The sequence below is a fragment of the Filimonas lacunae genome, from assembly GCF_002355595.1.
In the GTDB taxonomy this organism is placed as follows: Bacteria; Bacteroidota; Bacteroidia; order Chitinophagales; family Chitinophagaceae; genus Filimonas; species Filimonas lacunae.
This window is the reverse complement of the sequence record NZ_AP017422.1, coordinates 4,926,597-4,943,027: the sequence shown is the minus strand read 5'-3', so window position 1 is coordinate 4,943,027 and position 16,431 is coordinate 4,926,597. Positions and strand designations below refer to the sequence as shown.

Annotated in this window: 12 protein-coding genes and 1 tRNA gene; 10 read left to right on the top strand and 3 right to left on the bottom strand. The window is 43.8% G+C overall.

Features of this window, described 5'->3' with window-relative positions:
• The 4 genes from FLA_RS19435 to FLA_RS19420 all read left to right on the top strand — a co-directional run bounded on the left by FLA_RS19435 (nucleotide 1) and on the right by FLA_RS19420 (nucleotide 9,150).
• Entirely contained in the window at nucleotides 1-2,652 is a 2,652-nt protein-coding gene (locus FLA_RS19435) for a ribosomal protein L7/L12 (RefSeq protein WP_076379154.1), read from the top strand.
• Nucleotides 2,636-4,345: a hypothetical protein gene (locus FLA_RS19430; RefSeq protein ID WP_076379153.1), complete on the top strand. Its 1,710-nt coding sequence runs from the start codon at nucleotides 2,636-2,638 to the stop codon at nucleotides 4,343-4,345. Before FLA_RS19435 ends, FLA_RS19430 begins: the two co-directional genes overlap by 17 nt.
• 37 nt (nucleotides 4,346-4,382) lie before the next feature.
• Nucleotides 4,383-6,995 carry an MGH1-like glycoside hydrolase domain-containing protein gene (locus tag FLA_RS19425; protein ID WP_231940286.1) on the top strand — a complete coding sequence of 871 codons (2,613 nt, stop codon included), beginning with the start codon at nucleotides 4,383-4,385 and terminating at the stop codon, nucleotides 6,993-6,995.
• 235 nt (nucleotides 6,996-7,230) lie between these two features.
• Entirely contained in the window at nucleotides 7,231-9,150 is a 1,920-nt protein-coding gene (locus FLA_RS19420) for an outer membrane protein assembly factor BamB family protein (protein WP_076379151.1), read from the top strand.
• Nucleotides 9,151-9,245: 95 nt separating this feature from the next.
• Here FLA_RS19420 and FLA_RS19415 read toward each other — a convergent pair whose 3' ends face one another.
• Nucleotides 9,246-11,165 carry an SPFH domain-containing protein gene (locus FLA_RS19415; protein WP_076379149.1) on the bottom strand — a complete coding sequence of 640 codons (1,920 nt, stop codon included), beginning with the start codon at nucleotides 11,163-11,165 and terminating at the stop codon, nucleotides 9,246-9,248.
• Between the two features lie 369 nt (nucleotides 11,166-11,534).
• Between FLA_RS19415 and FLA_RS19410 the strand changes: the two genes are divergently transcribed.
• From FLA_RS19410 to FLA_RS19400, 3 genes are read left to right on the top strand one after another with little or no spacing between them, the layout of a single operon-like run.
• Nucleotides 11,535-12,146 carry a hypothetical protein gene (locus tag FLA_RS19410; protein WP_144264029.1) on the top strand — a complete coding sequence of 204 codons (612 nt, stop codon included), beginning with the start codon at nucleotides 11,535-11,537 and terminating at the stop codon, nucleotides 12,144-12,146.
• Nucleotides 12,147-12,183: 37 nt separating this feature from the next.
• Nucleotides 12,184-12,453, top strand: a complete 270-nt coding sequence (locus FLA_RS19405; RefSeq protein WP_076379145.1) for a hypothetical protein — start codon at nucleotides 12,184-12,186, stop codon at nucleotides 12,451-12,453.
• A 34-nt stretch (nucleotides 12,454-12,487) separates the two neighbouring features.
• On the top strand, nucleotides 12,488-13,759 hold the full coding sequence (locus FLA_RS19400; RefSeq protein WP_076379143.1) for a hypothetical protein: 1,272 nt from the start codon (nucleotides 12,488-12,490) through the stop codon (nucleotides 13,757-13,759).
• A gap of 5 nt (nucleotides 13,760-13,764) precedes the next feature.
• Here FLA_RS19400 and FLA_RS19395 read toward each other — a convergent pair whose 3' ends face one another.
• The gene (locus tag FLA_RS19395; RefSeq protein ID WP_076379141.1) at nucleotides 13,765-14,055 is read right to left on the bottom strand and encodes a GNAT family N-acetyltransferase; all 291 of its coding nucleotides are present in this window, start codon (nucleotides 14,053-14,055) and stop codon (nucleotides 13,765-13,767) included.
• Nucleotides 14,056-14,253: 198 nt separating this feature from the next.
• Between FLA_RS19395 and FLA_RS19390 the strand changes: the two genes are divergently transcribed.
• From FLA_RS19390 to FLA_RS19380, 3 genes are all read left to right on the top strand, one after another.
• Nucleotides 14,254-14,327, top strand: a tRNA-Asp gene (locus tag FLA_RS19390).
• 153 nt (nucleotides 14,328-14,480) lie between these two features.
• Nucleotides 14,481-14,816 carry a hypothetical protein gene (locus FLA_RS19385; RefSeq protein WP_076379139.1) on the top strand — a complete coding sequence of 112 codons (336 nt, stop codon included), beginning with the start codon at nucleotides 14,481-14,483 and terminating at the stop codon, nucleotides 14,814-14,816.
• Nucleotides 14,817-14,823: 7 nt separating this feature from the next.
• Nucleotides 14,824-15,540 (top strand): hypothetical protein, encoded by a 717-nt coding sequence (locus tag FLA_RS19380; RefSeq protein ID WP_076379137.1) that lies wholly within the window; start codon nucleotides 14,824-14,826, stop codon nucleotides 15,538-15,540.
• 85 nt (nucleotides 15,541-15,625) lie between these two features.
• Here the strand turns inward: FLA_RS19380 and FLA_RS19375 are convergent, their stop codons facing one another.
• Complete coding sequence (locus FLA_RS19375) at nucleotides 15,626-16,420, bottom strand: hypothetical protein (RefSeq protein WP_076379135.1); 795 nt, start codon at nucleotides 16,418-16,420, stop codon at nucleotides 15,626-15,628.
• Nucleotides 16,421-16,431: the final 11 nt, after the last annotated feature.

The following is a 16,431-nucleotide window of genomic DNA, read 5'->3' as shown; positions in this document are numbered from 1 at the left end:
ATGGAGCGTTTAATAGGTGCAAAATTTTCTACTTATTTTGGTGAGTGCCACAGCTATTGGTGGACATGGCAGGATGATGCCAGTGTGATAAGCCTGCGTGAGGGCAATACTATTGTATTCCAGGAAGAGTTGTGCAATATATTGGAAGATATGCAGGTGCAGGGATGGCCGCCGCTGGGAGCATTGCTGCTGATACTAATGGCCTGTGGTAATAATACTTCTGCTTCTTTACATCAGTTACATGATCACTTGCTGTTAGATTTTTTGAAGAATGAACCCAAAGGGGATGCAGAAGGGGCAGATGTGAATGGCCTTTTTGTGAAAGGGTGGGCCTTAATAAGAAATATAGCTGAGATACCTAAAGAATATACTCAGGGGCCCAACAAGCGCCTGTTGGTATTACATCTTCTCAGGAAAAACCGGCATCCTGTTGCAATGCCCCGGACAGCACAATGGTTGCAGTTGTTCAGGAGTGACTATAAAGATAGCCGTGAGCGTGAGGGATTGGTACGGGTACTTACATTCGGTCAAGGTGAGGCAATAAGAAAGTTTCTAGGAGATTTTGCCTTCCTGGCAAAGCTGGCTGCACAATATCCTACAGTAGATAGTATACTGGAAGGTCTTGTGCCGGGGCAGGAAATATTGCCGGTACCGGAATGGGAAGAAGAACTGGCCACAAATAGCATGCTACCCGAAGCCTGGATAGAAACTTTATTGGCCAAAGATGCCACTTTTGCAGTAGGCGCTTTGATAAGGCATGTATGGGCAGGCTTGCGTATTCCTTTACATATGTACCAGCCCGGCGCGCAACCGTTAGGCGGTATCACGGATATCACCAACAAGGGGAGTTTAGAAGGCTTGCTGGTATCTGAATTTGCCAATGAAGAAGTGTTGTTGCTTTCCCGGCTGGCCAATAACGAAGCGTTGTATTACCAGCGCGAGGTGCCTCCGGTGGCCGATGACACGGAAAGGGTGATACTGCTGGATGTGTCGCTTAAAAACTGGGGAGTACCCAGGCAACTGGCTTATGCATTAGGTATAGCTATTGGCAGGCATCCTAAAACAGATATGAACTGCCATCTTTATGCGATTGGCAAGCAATGCCGGGAAGTGTTATATCAAACCACAGAGGAGATAGAAAACAGTTTACGGCAGATGGATACAGGCGTACATGCTGCCAGTGGGTTACAGCAGTTTTTTGCCGGAAGGCAACCCACTGACCGGATGGAAATTATATTTATTTCTACAGAAGCAGCAGCCAGGCATGAAGAAGTGCAACAGGTAATTCGCCTTCATTATTCGGTTTTTAAGTACTGGATAACGGTAAACGGCAGCGGGCGTGTATCTGTATGGAAAAACAAACGCCAGGGGCAGCAATTGGTACAACAGATGCAGTTGCCATTGGAAAAACTATGGTCTAAGAAACTGGTGTCTCGTGTCCCGAAGCAGGAAAAGGTGTTGGTGCCAAAAACGGATATGCCCATTGGCGACACACTGGATCGTTGTCCTTTACTATATCCTGCCCGTAAGTATGTGCTGCACTTGTTGGCATCTGATGAGAAGGCGTATATCGTGTCTAAGCATAGGCAACTGTTTCAGGTGTATAAAAGTGATATAGGATATCCGATGAAACTATTGCCTTTAAAATTACCTTCTCACGTAATAACGTATGTAGCTGGTAAGGGAAAGGATGGTGTGGAATACTTGTTTTGTTTTAAAAAACAGGTAAGTGAAGTAGAGGTAATTAACCTGCAAACTGGCGGCAGTCAGAAAATGTATTACCGTAGTAACATACCGGATGGGTTCTTGTGTTATGAGGGGGCTTTTTATCATGTAACGGCAAATAGTATTGCAGTGTTTACCCTGGAAGATGGCTTACAATTCGCCATGCACCAGGGATACAGTGAAGTGTATCAGGCGATTTATGAAAAAAGGAAGCAGGAAATAAATGATTTGTGGCAGCAGTGGTGGATGCGTTGCTCGAATGTGTTAATCCATATTTCCCGGTTATATGTTAGTTCCAGTGGCAAGTTGGTTTTTAATAGCCATCGGCTGGTGTTAAAAGAAAATGGTTCTATACAACTGGAGCGTACGAGGAAGGATGATGGGGTGTGGATAGCTGCGCAATATAACCAGCGGCAGCATTGTTTTGAATTTGCTGATGGCAGCCAGGTATCAGTAGATAAAGAGGGAATGATAAAAATAAAAAGGGCATTACCGGCAGGACAAAGCAAGTATGAGCTGGTGTTAAGCAGCCGGGGGGAGCAGAGGTTGTATACTATTAAAACGGTGAAAGAGGGTATGAGCTGGTATATGGGCTTGAATAATTTGGTTGAGCTGGTAGAGAACTGCCCTGTTGTGGTGTGTCATACAAATAGAAAACAACAGGCGGAGCTTTTTTTGCAAAAATTGCTAGATGTTGGGGCTTCCGGGTATATCAATAAAGTGACTACGGAGCCTATCGTGTATTTTTCCCCTGAATTGGAAACTTCATTAATGTTGGCTACCCCTTACTGTTACACAGGCAGCAAGCGTTATAAACCTTTTGAAGGGCCGGGGAGCTGGCTGGAGAAAATGAATGGGAAGGAGTTTTATGATACTTTTATACAGCCGTTAATTACTCAAATACAAGATTATGCAGCTAGTAGTTAAACCCGCCATCACGAATCAATACCCGTTAAAGGCCTTGTTTATCCGGGGCGGCGATGTAAAGCTGTGGTTGCGTGAAATACAAGCAATGGGCTTGTCTTTGTTAGAAGTGGACGTATATGCTTTACCGGGTACCAGCGCCAACACCGTATGGGGCTGCCTGCTGGTGCCCTTGAAAGGTCTGGCAGCAGTAGAAACAGGGATACATGTGCGCAGCCAGCTGGTGGGCGAATGTTTGTTTATACCTGCTTATTCCACTATATATCCGGTGGTTACTCCAACAGAGGTGAACGTGTTGCTGAAAATGCAATTGCATTGCTGGCACCCCGAAATCGGGATTACCGAATTGGAGCAACCGGTACAGTTTAGTCAGCTACTGGCTATGCCACAGCTATCACAACAACAGATAGTGCAGCCAGCTAAAGGTGTGCATTTGCCCGCATTGATTCAAAGCTACCAGGTAAAAGAGGTGGCAGCGGAAGAAGTATTACAAAAAATGGAGGAGCAGCTTTTTCCGGAAAGTAAATCACTCGAAAATAAACCCCTGGGCATCTGGGAAAAAATAAAGCTTTGGATACTGCGCCTGTTGTTAAGGGGCGGTATGCCATCTGCAGGTGGCAGTGCCGGATTGTCGGGCTGGCGGTTAAAGATCGCGAACTGGCTGGCTGGAAAAACGAATGGTAAATGGTTGCAGAAAATGCAGCAAAGCCTGGAAAACCTGGAACAGCGAAACCAAAGGCAGCTGGACAGGTTGTTGGATATGCTAAAGAACGATCCGGATACTGCTTTGCAATATGCCATACCACTGGATCCCGATGGGGCCGGAAGGGGCAGCAAGTTGATGGAGTGGGACTTGGGCAAGCGGTGGTTTGATTTTGGTTTAGGCAAAGGAAGCAGTAGTGGAGTGGGAGGAAGTTTTGGTTTTACAGATAACTCCTTTAAGCGGCTGGAAGATCAGTATCGTGCTACGGCATTGGAACTGATGAAGCAACAGCAGTATGAAAAAGCAGCTTTTGTGTATTTAAAGCTGTTAAAAGATCATTTCCAGGCCGCAAAGGCATTGGAAGAAGGAAAGCTGTATGCCGAAGCGGCGGCATTGTATCTAAAGCACGGTAATCATCTGGCTGAAGCTGCCCGCTGTTACGAAAATGGAAATATGACCCTAAAGGCAATTGAGTTGTATGCGCAATTGGGCATGCATGAAAAAGCGGGCGATCTGTACAGGAGTATCGGGCAAAAAGAAGACGCTGTTTACCATTATGGTAAAGTAGCGGATGATTATATACAGGGGAAGCGCTATTCGAAAGCAGCAGACATCTATCAGCACAAAATACAGGATATGGCACAGGCACAAAATCTGTTGCTGGAAGGTTGGCGTGCTTATAAAGGAGATGCCCGGAATTGCCTGGATAAATATCTTACCAACATAGGCGAAGAAAGGCTGGTGATGAACGCTATTGACAATATATATATGCGCGAAACCAATGAAAGGAATAAGCCGGCTTTTCTGGATGTATTAAAAGGCTCCTATACTAAATATCCGGAACTGTCTGCTCCTATTAAAGACATTGCCTATGAAATTATTGCGGAATATATAGAAGGGCAACCTGCTATGGCCGAAGAGTTACAGCATTTTAACAAAGAAGATCACAATTTAACGAAGGATATATTGCTATATAAGCAAATGAGAAGGTAATTTTAAGCAGTATCTTTTACTGGAAAATTACCGTATCATGATGAACACAGAACAGCAACGATTACAGCAGGCAGGATGGAAGAAATGGGGATCGTATGTAAGTGACAGGCAATGGGGCACCGTGCGGGAAGATTACAGCGCCAATGGCGATGCCTGGAATTACACCACACACGATATGGCACGCAGCAGGGCCTGGCGCTGGGGAGAGGAAGGTATAGCGGGTATTAGTGATGATAAGCAATTGTTGTGCTTTGCTATTGCCTTATGGAACAAAAGAGATCCTATTATCAAAGAGCGTTTTTTTGGGCTCACCAACCAGCAGGGCAACCACGGCGAAGATGTAAAGGAACTCTATTACTACCTGGATGCCACGCCCACGCACTCCTACATGAAAATGCTGTATAAGTATCCGCAGCTGGAGTTTCCTTACCGGCAGCTGGTAGAAGAAAACGCCCGCCGTAACCGTCAGCAGGAAGAGTTTGAAATTATTGATACCGGCATTTTTAATAATGATGAATATTTTGATGTTTTTGTAGAATACGCCAAAGCGGGTACGGATGATATACTGGTGAAAATAACCATTCACAACCGCAGCAATCACAGTGCAGCGTTGCATGTATTACCCACTGCCTGGTTCAGGAACACCTGGAGCTGGGGCCGGCACGACTACAAACCGGTACTATTGCAGGATTCAGGCAACAGCGTTAAAATTCAGCACGAAAAACTATCGGTAAAGCATTTGTATTATGAAGCCGGTGGCAACGCGCTGTATTGCGAAAACGAAACCAATAACGAGCGTTTATACCAGAGTGCCAATAGCACGCTTTATCCCAAAGATGGCATCAACGATTATATTATACATGCTAAGCCTGCCGTGCATCCGGATTTGCATGGTACCAAGGTGGCTATTGATTATGATGTGGCTATAGAACCACGGGGTGTGCATATGGTAAAGCTACGTTTAAGTGCCCAGGAGCTACCTGATGCGTTTAGCGATTTTGATAGTATTTTTCAGCAGCGCCTGCAGGAAGCCGATGCGTTTTACCAGGATGTGCAGTACAATGTGATTGAAGACGACGAACGGTTGGTACAACGCCAGGCGCTGGCAGGCATGTTATGGAATAAACAGTTTTATTCGTACAAAGTGCAGCAATGGCTGGATGGTGATCCGGATATGCCAGCTCCGCCACCGGAGCGAAAAAACGGCCGTAATGCCTACTGGAAACAGTTGAACAATGAGGATATTATCTCTGTCCCTGATAAATGGGAATTTCCCTGGTATGCTTCGTGGGATCTGGCTTTTCATTGTGTTACATTGGGTATGATAGATCCTGATTTTGCGAAGCAGCAATTGTTGATGCTGACAGAAGAGTGGTATATGAATCCTTCGGGCGAATTGCCGGCTTATGAATGGTCGCTGGGGGATGTAAATCCGCCGGTGCATGCAGGAGCGGTGTTTCGTGTGTATAAGCAGGATGCTGCGGTTAATGGTAAAAAAGACTATGCTTTCCTGGAAACCCTGTTTCATAAACTACTCATCAATTTTACCTGGTGGGTAAATCGTAAGGATAACAACGGCAGTAACATTTTTGAAGGGGGCTTCCTGGGCCTGGATAATATTGGCGCATTCGACCGTGGTATGATATTGCCCGGCGGTGCTGTAATGGAGCAGGCAGATGCTACCAGCTGGATGGCCATGTATGCGTTGAATATGCTGCACATTTCGCTGGAGTTATCCAACTACAATAAGGTATACACCAGCATGGCTATTAAATTCTTTGAGCATTTTATGCATATAGCAGGCGCTATGGCCAGCATGGGGGAAGGCAGCAGTGGTTTGTGGGATGAAGAAGATGAATTCTTTTACGACCAGATACGTTCTCCCGATGGGCATATTGTAAAAGTGAAAATAAAGAGCCTGGTGGGGCTGATACCTTTTTTTGCAGTGGAAGTAATTACCAAACAAACGCTGGACAGTAACCCGGTGTTTGCGCAACGTATGGCCTGGTTTCTGCGTCACCGGCCCGATCTGGCCCGCCTGGTATCACGCTGGTACGAAGAAGGGAAGGATGAAAAGCACTTGTTAAGCCTGCTGCGCGGCCATCGCATGAAGCGTTTGTTAAGCCGTATGCTGGACGAAACGGAATTTTTAAGTGAACATGGCGTACGCTCGCTCAGCAAAAGATATGATGCGGAACCCTATAGCCTGAAAGAAGGGGATACAGAGCTGCGGGTAAAATATACACCGGGCGAAAGCGACACGGCTATTTATGGTGGTAACAGTAACTGGCGTGGTCCCGTTTGGATGCCGATGAATTTTTTAATGATAGAAAGCCTGCGCAAGTTCCATTATTTCTATAGCGATGATTTTCGTATTGAATATCCTACTGCATCCGGCAAATACTATTCATTGCGGGAAGTAGGGCATGAGCTGGCAAAACGTTTGCTTACCCTGTTTGTAAAAGATAAGCAGGGCAGAAGAGCGGTACTGGGTGATAATGAAAAACTGCAAACCGATCCGCATTTTCAAAACCTGGTATTGTTTCATGAATATTTTCACGGCGACACAGGTAAGGGGCTGGGGGCTTCGCACCAAACGGGGTGGAGCGGATTGGTGGCTAACCTTATCCGGATGAAGAATAATCCATAAAGTATAATAGATATAGGTATGGAATAATTCATATATACTTAATATTTGCAGGGCCGGAATCTCCCTTATTATAAGGGGTTCCGGCCTTTTATTTTGTTTATTCATAAACAAAAGGCAGTTTTGTGTGCGAATAAAATCCAACTATAAAAAACACATCCAATCACCAATAAAGCCCACCGACTGCATAAAACCTACGCGCAAACTCTAACCGTTACATATTTATTCTAAACCAATTATGAAAAAAACAGCACTGACCCTTGCAGCACTTTTGTGGCTGTACAGCGGATCCCTTCATGCACAGGAGCAAGCAACCCCGCAGGAATGGAGTCTTACCACTGGAAGCGTAGCTAGTCCGCCAAAGTGGATGAAACAATTTACTACAGGCATATTGGTTGTTGCCAACGATTTAGGTGGCTTAACCGGTATCGATCCCGAACAGCATAAAGCCGTTTGGACCAAGCCCGAACTGAAAGGGGTAAAAGAAGAAGATATTCAGGATATTAATGGTTCGCCACTGGCTATGATCAACTATCCTGTGCTGGGTAGCCCGTTCGGTCGTGTTATTATTATTAACACGGTGGATGGCACTGAAATATTTGATAGCAAGGATGAGCATATCCGTATGGGAGATTATTATCCTTTAGCCAGCATCAATAGCCTGTTACTGGAAGGCACTAAAGAGAAGAGAGCCTTTCAGATGCTGATTGACTTTAACACCAACGAAAGAAAATGGACGGTAGACAGGGGAGAAGGTAAAAGTGGCTGGGGTGCTTTGATGGGTAAAATGAAAGGGGCTATGAGGGCTTCTATGGGTTCTCAGAAATTTCCTTTTGTAGATGCTGAAGGCAATATTGTGCTGGTGGAGCATAAAAACATTTCCCGCATTGATATTAAAACCGGAGCTTTTTTATGGACCAGTGAATACGATAAAAAAATTGGCCGCGTAAAAGAGACAGAAGGTAAAATTTACTTTGGCGAACAAGGTAAATCCAACCTGCATTGCATTGCCCTGGCAACAGGACAGGAAGAATGGAAGAAGCCGGTAAAGCTGGATGGTAACTTCAATAACCTGGTTTCCTATTCCGATCATGAAATGATAGTGCTACATTCTGATGGTTTCAATATTCTGGATTTGAGCACACTGGCTTTCAAATGGAAAAGAGATCCTTCGGTAGGGGATGTGTCTGAAATTCGCATACTGGACAATGGTTTTGTTACAGCCCACATGGAAGAGAAAAAGGCTATGATTGCCTATACTAACATGGAAGGTAAAAAAGTATGGGATAAAGATCTGGATGACGCTTTAATCACCTATAATGTAACGCCTAAAGGGGTTTATTATGTTACCACCGACCGTGCTAACGTATTAACTATGGAAGAAGGACGCAAAGTATGGAGAAAGGATATTAAGATTAAAGGTATTCCACGTTACCTGGTAGATGCCCAGTCTAATGCGGTAATCATGTACACCAATAAAAACCTGTATAAGTTTGACATGGGAGCAGGTGAATACAAAACTATCCTGGAAGATATTGAGCTGAAAGACTATGTAGATAAAGATGCAGACAGGAATTTTGGTGTAGGTTTATATTCTATCGATTTTAATGACCATAATGATATGCTGGAAATTGAAAACGTGGGTGGCAAATACCTGGTACGCAGCAACCAGAACATGTGGCTGATTGAAGAGAGTGGCAATGTCGTGTATAAGAAATATTATAAAGATGCGGCTATGTCAAAAGGTGTTCGCAGCCTGTTACGTGCAGCCAGCGCAGGTGGCGGATTCTTTACTTCTTATTCTGCTATGGCTGGTGTTGGTTCTATGCCTGGCGATATTATGAGTGGTAACACCAGCAAAACCGAGCGTCATCTTACTAATGCGCAAGTTAGTGCAGTAAGCAGTGACGGTTTACGTGCGTTATCTGCCCGTGTTGCCGCTACCAAAAGCAGCAGGAATGCGGTTTCTATTTTAACCCGTTTTGATGATGGCACCAAAGGCCTGGTAAGTGTTGATAAAGTTACCGGTGAAGAAAAAGCAAGGATTCTGTTTAAAGACAATACGCCTATCTATGTAGTAGATGACGTGATGAACAAGTTATACCTGGTTGTTGGTACGGAAGTTTCGTGCTACGACCTGGAGAAAAAAGCAAGCTAGCAGGGTATAGTATAGTTTGACACTTTGATGAAACATTTGGCAAAAGAAAAGGGTGCATCTGTAATGGATGCACCCTTTTTGATGATAAGTGGTAGTTACTCCGCAGTTGCTTCCGGCTTACCGGGTTGCTTTTTATTACCCAGTTCTTCCAGTAGTTTCAGGCCCAGCAAACCGTTCACGGGGTTAGCATTGCCATCACCGCCACTGATCAGTACATCCGGCATAATTTTCACTTTCTGTTCTGCAATAGCTTCCATTACTTTCAGCTGTGTGAAGTTATCGCCACCCATTGCTTCCACCGCCAGTTTGTACGATTCGGCGTGTGACTGCCCAATAGCCAGTATCTTCTCCGCTTCTGCTCTACCGGTTACAGAAATCTTCTCTGCATCAGCGCGGGCAATCAGTTCGGTACGTTCTGCTTCCGCTTTCGCCAGCAACCTTACTTTTTCTGCTTCACCACTGGCCAGCAGTTTCATACGGTCGGCATCGGCATTCGCCTGCAGGCGCACACTGTTGGCGTCACCGGTAGCTTTTTTCACAGAAGCATCGGCTATTCTTTCTGCAATCAATACACCCTGATCGGCTTTTACAATCTCCTTCTGTATCTCGGCAATAGCAGTTTCTTTTTCCAGTGCCTGACGTGTTTCCTGTGCGCGCATTTGTGTGTCGTAGGTTACCTTTTGTTCTTCGGCAATCTTCCGGTCAATCAGTGTTTTCATTAAGCTGTCGGGAGGTACAATGTCACCAATTAAAGTATCCACGCCATGTACGTTGTATTCTTCCAATACACGGCCTATATGCATCTTGGCCGATTCCTGTCTTTCCTTCCTGCTTTTTAAGAAGTCAATCACTTCCGCGTCCTGGGCCGAGTTTCGGAAATAGTTACCAATGGTAGGTTCCAGTACCTGTGTTACCAGGTTGCTCATGTTACCAAAGCGTGCAATTACTTTAGGGGCTTCGGTGGTAGGTATGTGAATGATCTGTGCCACATCCAGGTTAAATGTAAAACCATCACGGCTACGTACGGTGATAGTGCTCAGGTTTTTATCCAACTGGTGTGCTTCGCTGCGGGCGCTGGCCCAGTTTAAAACCAGGTTAGTGGTAGGTACATATTCCACTTTCATAATGTAGGGGTTTACCGGGTATTTACCAGGACCAAAAGGTTCGGCCCATACACCTTTATGTCCTTTTGCTACTATATTGCCATGCTTAAACTCTATGCCACTAAGGTCTTCCCCATCAGAGCCTACATAGGAAATAACTACACCCACGTGGCCTATCGGAATCTCGGTCATTTTTACCATCTCTACCTTGGCAAACCAGGGGTTAAAGAAGTAAGAACCTGCCAGTACCACCTGCTCCTGTAAGCCTTTATAACCACCATTCAGTACAAAAGAATCTGCATCCTGGAAATTGTTGTGTCCTGCAACGATTTTGCCGGCGATGGAACCGTTTTCTAAAGCCTGTCCCTCCATAGTGGTAACAATACCTACGGCGTTGTCGGGTATGTTTACCATATCGGTAATTTCCACGTTAAACAGGAAGGTGTTTACCCGGTAGCTACCAGGCGTCATCATAGTGGTTTGACGGCCTTTTTGTCCGCCGTTCTTTAAAAAAGCTTCTGCATCCTGGAAGGCATCGCAGGCTACTTTGCGGGCCAGGATGGCGCCCAGTGGGAGTTCGGTGCCGTCTTTGGCCATTACCAGCCCTACTTTACCGGTAGGTATCACGGTAAAAGGTTCAAAGATGACGGTATACTGCCATGCCCATTTACCAAAGTATACGCCGGGAGCCAGCGTTTGCGCCTGGAAGCCCGCTTCGCCATCTACAGCAATAATGCGTCCTTCGGGTAACTCCTGCTTACCCATTAATACAAATTTTTTGGTAACAAGGCCAATACGGTCTTCCGGTACTATTACAACGCCAAAGAAGATACGTAGCACCACACGGTAACAAATAGCAATAATAATAGGTATGCCTATAAACAGCAGTACCTTTATAACATTAGCGTCCATACTTTTTTTCTTTTTTTATGTGATTAAGGGAATAGAAAAGCTTGTCGCATGTGTGCATGCGGAGATGTGCTGCGCATTACGGCGCAGCGGGTTACTGCATAGGCTATTACATGGTGTTATGTAAATAGCTATGCCTGTGTAACAGATCATAAATTTCTTTTACTAAAGTGGTGGTGATGTATTGAATATGATGAAGCGCGGGTAGTGCGGAAAAGCACAGTTGGTTGAAGAGGTATTCATTGTAATATTAATTACCATACAAAGCTTACTAAAAAATCCGGATTACAAAAAAATATTTGTTGAATTTGTATGGGCGGTAAAGTGGGTTTTAAGTATTAGATTTGTTTATATATAACCTTAACACTCACTATGAAGTACATTCAGATGTTGTTGTTGTTATCAATGACAACAGTTGCCTTTAGCCAACCGCCTACGGAGAAAGATATGGCGGATATAGCGCAAAAATATTATGGTATAAGCCTGAATAGCGGCAAGTCTGTTTATGCGCTGGCCGATGATTTACGGGCCAAACATAACCTTACGGATGTATATTATAGAAGACGCACACACGATTCTTTGTTTTATATGCGGGGCGTTGCTACTTCTTTTAATCCCTTTGCCATTCCTGTTACTAAAGTAGAATTTCAACTACGCGAAAACTGGTACGTGATGCCTGACGGTAAACGGGATACCCTTTTGGCGCTACAGATATTGGGGGTTGCAGATACTACCATTGCCGCTGCTGATAATGTGCGTGAAGAGTATGCCCGCATTCAATCAGATTTTGCGAAGGTGTTGTATGTTTTTAGAAAGGGGCGCTATGAAAAAAAAGAAGAAAATTGGACGCATGAATATGCCTTGTATAGCGCCGATCAGCAAGAAGTTGTAGCCCAATTAGGCTATGGCTTATACTATAGAGATAAAAAGTCTAAAACCGTGGCTGTAGCCTTGTTTTTTCGTACTGCTGTAAATAAAAAATAGTCCAGTTATCAATCCGGATCGTTTTAATGCAACGGTAATGATAGAGGGATACAATCTCCGTTTTTCGCCGGGTATGGCTAAGGTAGATTTTATGTTTGGTTTAGAAGACTGCTCTAATGTAATAGCCAAACTTAAGAAAGGTGCTAATCTGAAAGTGCTGGCCGAAAGGATAGAGACTAATAAAATATGGTTATTTATAGAAACGCCGAAGGAATCGCTTGTGAGTGACAGGCAATCGTTTGATTTTGAATTTTCACGCCAGCAGGTGCGTGGTTGGGTGAGTGACAAATTTGTGGTTTATCAGTAAGTTTGCAGTAAAGCCTTACTGCTTCATTTTATCCATGCAACAATTTAAAACCCTGCCCGGCTCTTTTGAGGAATACAAGAAAGTCAGCCTGAAAAAGATAATCCCTGTTTGTATAATTGCGGTGTTGATAGCATTGCTAACCATTTACTGTACTAAACCAGCAGGAGCGGAGTGGGATGTATGGATGGTGTTGTTGATGTTAGGAGTAATAGCCCTGTTTTTGGTAAGAGGTATTAAACGGGGACTTCATAAGAGCAAAATATTATTAGAGAGCTATACCTTAACCATCACGGATAATAGTCTTGTCCGTCAGCAGGCAGGTACCCCGGAAATTACACTGTATTACAAAGATGTAAAATCCATTGTGAAAAGCAGTAGCGATAGTATTACTGTTTATGCGCACAGCCAGTCATCGCATATTTTCATTCCGTCGCAAATAGAAAACAAAGAAGCCCTGGAAGCTTTGTTGCAGGCTATTCAGCCTTTTTCCAATAAAAAGCCCTGGATGCAGCAATTTCGTTGGTTGATTATGCTGGTGATGCTGGGATCATTTGTAGCGATAGATTTCCTGGAAAATAAAACGGCTGTAGCCATTTCCGGTGTGGTATTTACTGCTATAATGGTGTGGAGTATTTATGAGATGCACACCAATAAAAATGTACCGGATCAGAGAAAGAAACGTATGCTCTGGTATTACATCATTGCCGTGTGTGGCATTCTTACAGCTGTAGCAAAGGTAACGGGCATAACCGATAATCCAGCCCCTGTACAGGAAGATGTTATAGCTAAAATGGCGGCCGGTGACACTACGCCTCTGCTGGACACTCATGTGAATCATTCTCTCAAAGAGCCGGTGGCAGACGATTGTGTTTTTGATACCAGCATATACAAGTTTACAGTAAAGAGTTTGCGCGCCTGGAAGCCGGATGTGGTTTTTAGCTGGGATAAAGAAGAGAAGTTTGCAATAGTAGCGCTGGCAAATGGGGATAGCTTACGCTTACATATTGGTGGCTGCTATTTTTACTGGTACGCTGCTACCATCGTTACCAATATTACGGACACTGTAGATACGGCTGCTTTGCACGAAAAAGCCGTATGGGCAGCCAAAACCTTTTTAACCCCGTTAGATAAACGCTGGCCTGCTTTAATAGCCGCAAGCAAGGTAGAAAAGGATGTGGAAGGGAAGGCGGATTATGTCATCCGTTATAAGAATCCCGACAGGCTTACCAATATCAGCTTTGAGCCTGTTTACATTGTAAAGGAAAACGGCAAATGGCGGATACAGGTAAGCGGTGGAATGGATTAAGCAATTTAAGCCTGTAAAATGTCTGCAAAATCTTCCGGATGACGCTTTACCTGTGCGGCTACATAAACGCATAAAGGAATCAGCTTATAATGCCGTTCCCGTACATAGCTTACCATGGCGTTCAATAGCTCTTTGGCCAGACCCTTACCTTCGGCTTCGGGTTGTACCTCGGTGTGGTAAACGGTCAAATGGTTGGTACCCTCGTGTATCACCATTTCGGCAATTTTTTTGTCTCCATCCAGGATAAAAAAGCTGCCATTTCCTTTTTCGTCTTTAGTAAACTGAACATTCTCCATACTGCATATATTTTTTCCGTAGCTCAAATCTACACCACACAAGTGTTGCAATCATTTAAAACAGTATCAATTAGTTACACAGGAAAAAAAGTTTGAAAATTTTTGAAAAAGAATTTGTTGGTTCAAAATAATTACCCCTATATTTGCACTCCCAAAACGGTAGAACGGTAACGTGGAAAGCCACTAAAGGGAAGGTTTGGATCGGTAGTTCAGTTGGTTAGAATGCCGCCCTGTCACGGCGGAGGTCGCGGGTTCGAGTCCCGTCCGGTCCGCAAAAAGCTCACAGGAATGTGAGCTTTTTTGTTTTTAAACCATTTCCTTTTTTTGTGAATTGTTATCTACCAATACTATCAACATTCCTATTTACAATGTTTTCGAAAAATTGTATATTGAGCTATGCTGGTTGTATATTAAAATAGCAGGCCATGGCAAATCCGAAAAGAAAGAAAGGAACTAAACTTAGAATATCAAGTACCGGAATGTTTTATCGCCGGTTGGAATCACGTTACTCTTCTTTAAGTGAAGTGGAAGACAAACATGACAAACAGTTTTTTACAGAAATAGCACGCAGTGCTGCTGCAAATGCTATTAACGAAAATAAAGCTTTGAATATACCAATTGTTGTGGCGGAGGATGGATGGGTAGTTCAAAAGAATAGTAATGGCGATGTGGAAAGACTTAGCAAAATAGAACAACATACCACCGCAATCAATAAGAGAGTCTTCACTAAAGGAACTGTATTGCATGTCAAAAAAGGCTAGCCGGAGAATGCGTGTTTTTGCAGGCCCCAATGGCTCAGGCAAAAGCACCATTATTAAAGAAATTCAGAAACTTGTAGCCACTGGGGCATATGTCAATGCTGACGATATTGAAAAAGCTTGCCGTGACAAAGGATTTATTAACCTGGGAGATTATGGTTTAGCATCTACGGCTCCTGCTTTCGCTGCTTTTTTACAACATTCTACACTATTGGCTAAGGCGGAAAATGAAGGATTGCAAATAGGTATATCATTTTCCAACAATGTTATAAAGGTTGATCAGCAGGCTAATTCCTATGCTGCTGCGCTTATAGCTGACTTCCTTAGAAACCTGTTATTAGATCAGGGTGAAACCTTCTCATTCGAAACTGTGATGTCTCATGAATCTAAGCTCGAGATGCTTCAGCGCTCCGCTAAGTCAGGCTTTAAAAATTATCTTTATTTTATCTCCACTGAGTCAGCAGATATCAATGTAGCAAGAGTTGCAGCTCGTGTTAACAAAGGAGGTCATCCAGTAAGTGAGCAGAAAATCAGAGATCGCTATGTTCGTTCTATGACATTGTTATCATCAATGATTCCTTACTGCTATAGATGTTTTGTGATAGATAACTCAGATGATCACTATCGACTGGTGCTGGAGATTGTAAATGGAACTACTATAGAAGTGATCGATAATAATATTCCAGCATGGGTTGATGCCTATGTATTAGATAAGCTGATGTTATAGTTTGTATGAACTACAACAGAAACAAGGGGGATGTATATACTTAATATCCTTAAAATATTAACCTATGCTTCCGGTAAGGTAAAAGCTATGATTTCGGCATCATGGTATCTGCCGGATTGATAGTATAAGTAAGTTCAGGGTATTCAAAATCTACATTTCTGTTCTCTTGTCCTCTCAGTTTGAAGAACTCGGTAGCCTGTTCTTCGTTCGCTATTGTGAGTGGTTGCCCGGTGCTAAAATAGGGTTGGTTATCCTTAAACTGAATATAGGTTTTTGAGGTGCGAAAAGTGATGCCCAGCCATTTATTGTCTGTAGCCAGTGGTTTTGCATTCGGGAGCACATTCAATACAATTTTATGCAGGAATTGCGTGTTGGTGGCTAATGAAAACAGGATAACCGAATGCTGGGTTAAAGAATGCTCATGCTCTTCATCCGTTACTTTGTTTTTGATCTTTAGTTTTCGGATATGCTGTTCGGTAAGTGTATCCGGATTTTCATAACAGGAGAACAGGCCTATGTAAGAATCATTGGCCAGATCCAGGTTTTGATCGGAATGAAAATTCATTTTGGCATATACTGCATCATACACTTCTATGAGGGCATTGTTAAAATGCAGGGCAGGAATGTTGGCCGGGTTGTTATTACGGATAGTAGCATAGATTCTGTCTGCAATGCGCTGGTGCGTGGCAGAGAAGGTGTTAGCAGGTATATGGTACCGGGTAGTGGTGCGTACTATGGGTATACCTTTATCCTCTGGCTTTACCAGGTGATTGCCGGTGCGGCCTTTTATAACGGGCTCAAACGTTGTTGAGCCCGCCAATTCGGAAAATAAGTTATGCGGAAAATTCAGTGTGATTTTATGAAATGCGGTATTACTCATCCGGAATAGGT

Coding starts and splice junctions, on each gene's coding strand:
- FLA_RS19415 (WP_076379149.1), bottom strand. CDS start 11,165: ATGGACGCTAATGTTATAAAGGTACTGCTGTTTATAGGCATACCTATT.
- FLA_RS19405 (WP_076379145.1), top strand. CDS start 12,184: ATGATAGAGGGATACAATCTCCGTTTTTCGCCGGGTATGGCTAAGGTA.
- FLA_RS19410 (WP_144264029.1), top strand. CDS start 11,535: ATGAAGTACATTCAGATGTTGTTGTTGTTATCAATGACAACAGTTGCC.
- FLA_RS19385 (WP_076379139.1), top strand. CDS start 14,481: ATGGCAAATCCGAAAAGAAAGAAAGGAACTAAACTTAGAATATCAAGT.
- FLA_RS19395 (WP_076379141.1), bottom strand. CDS start 14,055: ATGGAGAATGTTCAGTTTACTAAAGACGAAAAAGGAAATGGCAGCTTT.
- FLA_RS19435 (WP_076379154.1), top strand. CDS start 1: ATGGAGCGTTTAATAGGTGCAAAATTTTCTACTTATTTTGGTGAGTGC.
- FLA_RS19430 (WP_076379153.1), top strand. CDS start 2,636: ATGCAGCTAGTAGTTAAACCCGCCATCACGAATCAATACCCGTTAAAG.
- FLA_RS19400 (WP_076379143.1), top strand. CDS start 12,488: ATGCAACAATTTAAAACCCTGCCCGGCTCTTTTGAGGAATACAAGAAA.
- FLA_RS19420 (WP_076379151.1), top strand. CDS start 7,231: ATGAAAAAAACAGCACTGACCCTTGCAGCACTTTTGTGGCTGTACAGC.
- FLA_RS19375 (WP_076379135.1), bottom strand. CDS start 16,420: ATGAGTAATACCGCATTTCATAAAATCACACTGAATTTTCCGCATAAC.
- FLA_RS19425 (WP_231940286.1), top strand. CDS start 4,383: ATGATGAACACAGAACAGCAACGATTACAGCAGGCAGGATGGAAGAAA.
- FLA_RS19380 (WP_076379137.1), top strand. CDS start 14,824: ATGCGTGTTTTTGCAGGCCCCAATGGCTCAGGCAAAAGCACCATTATT.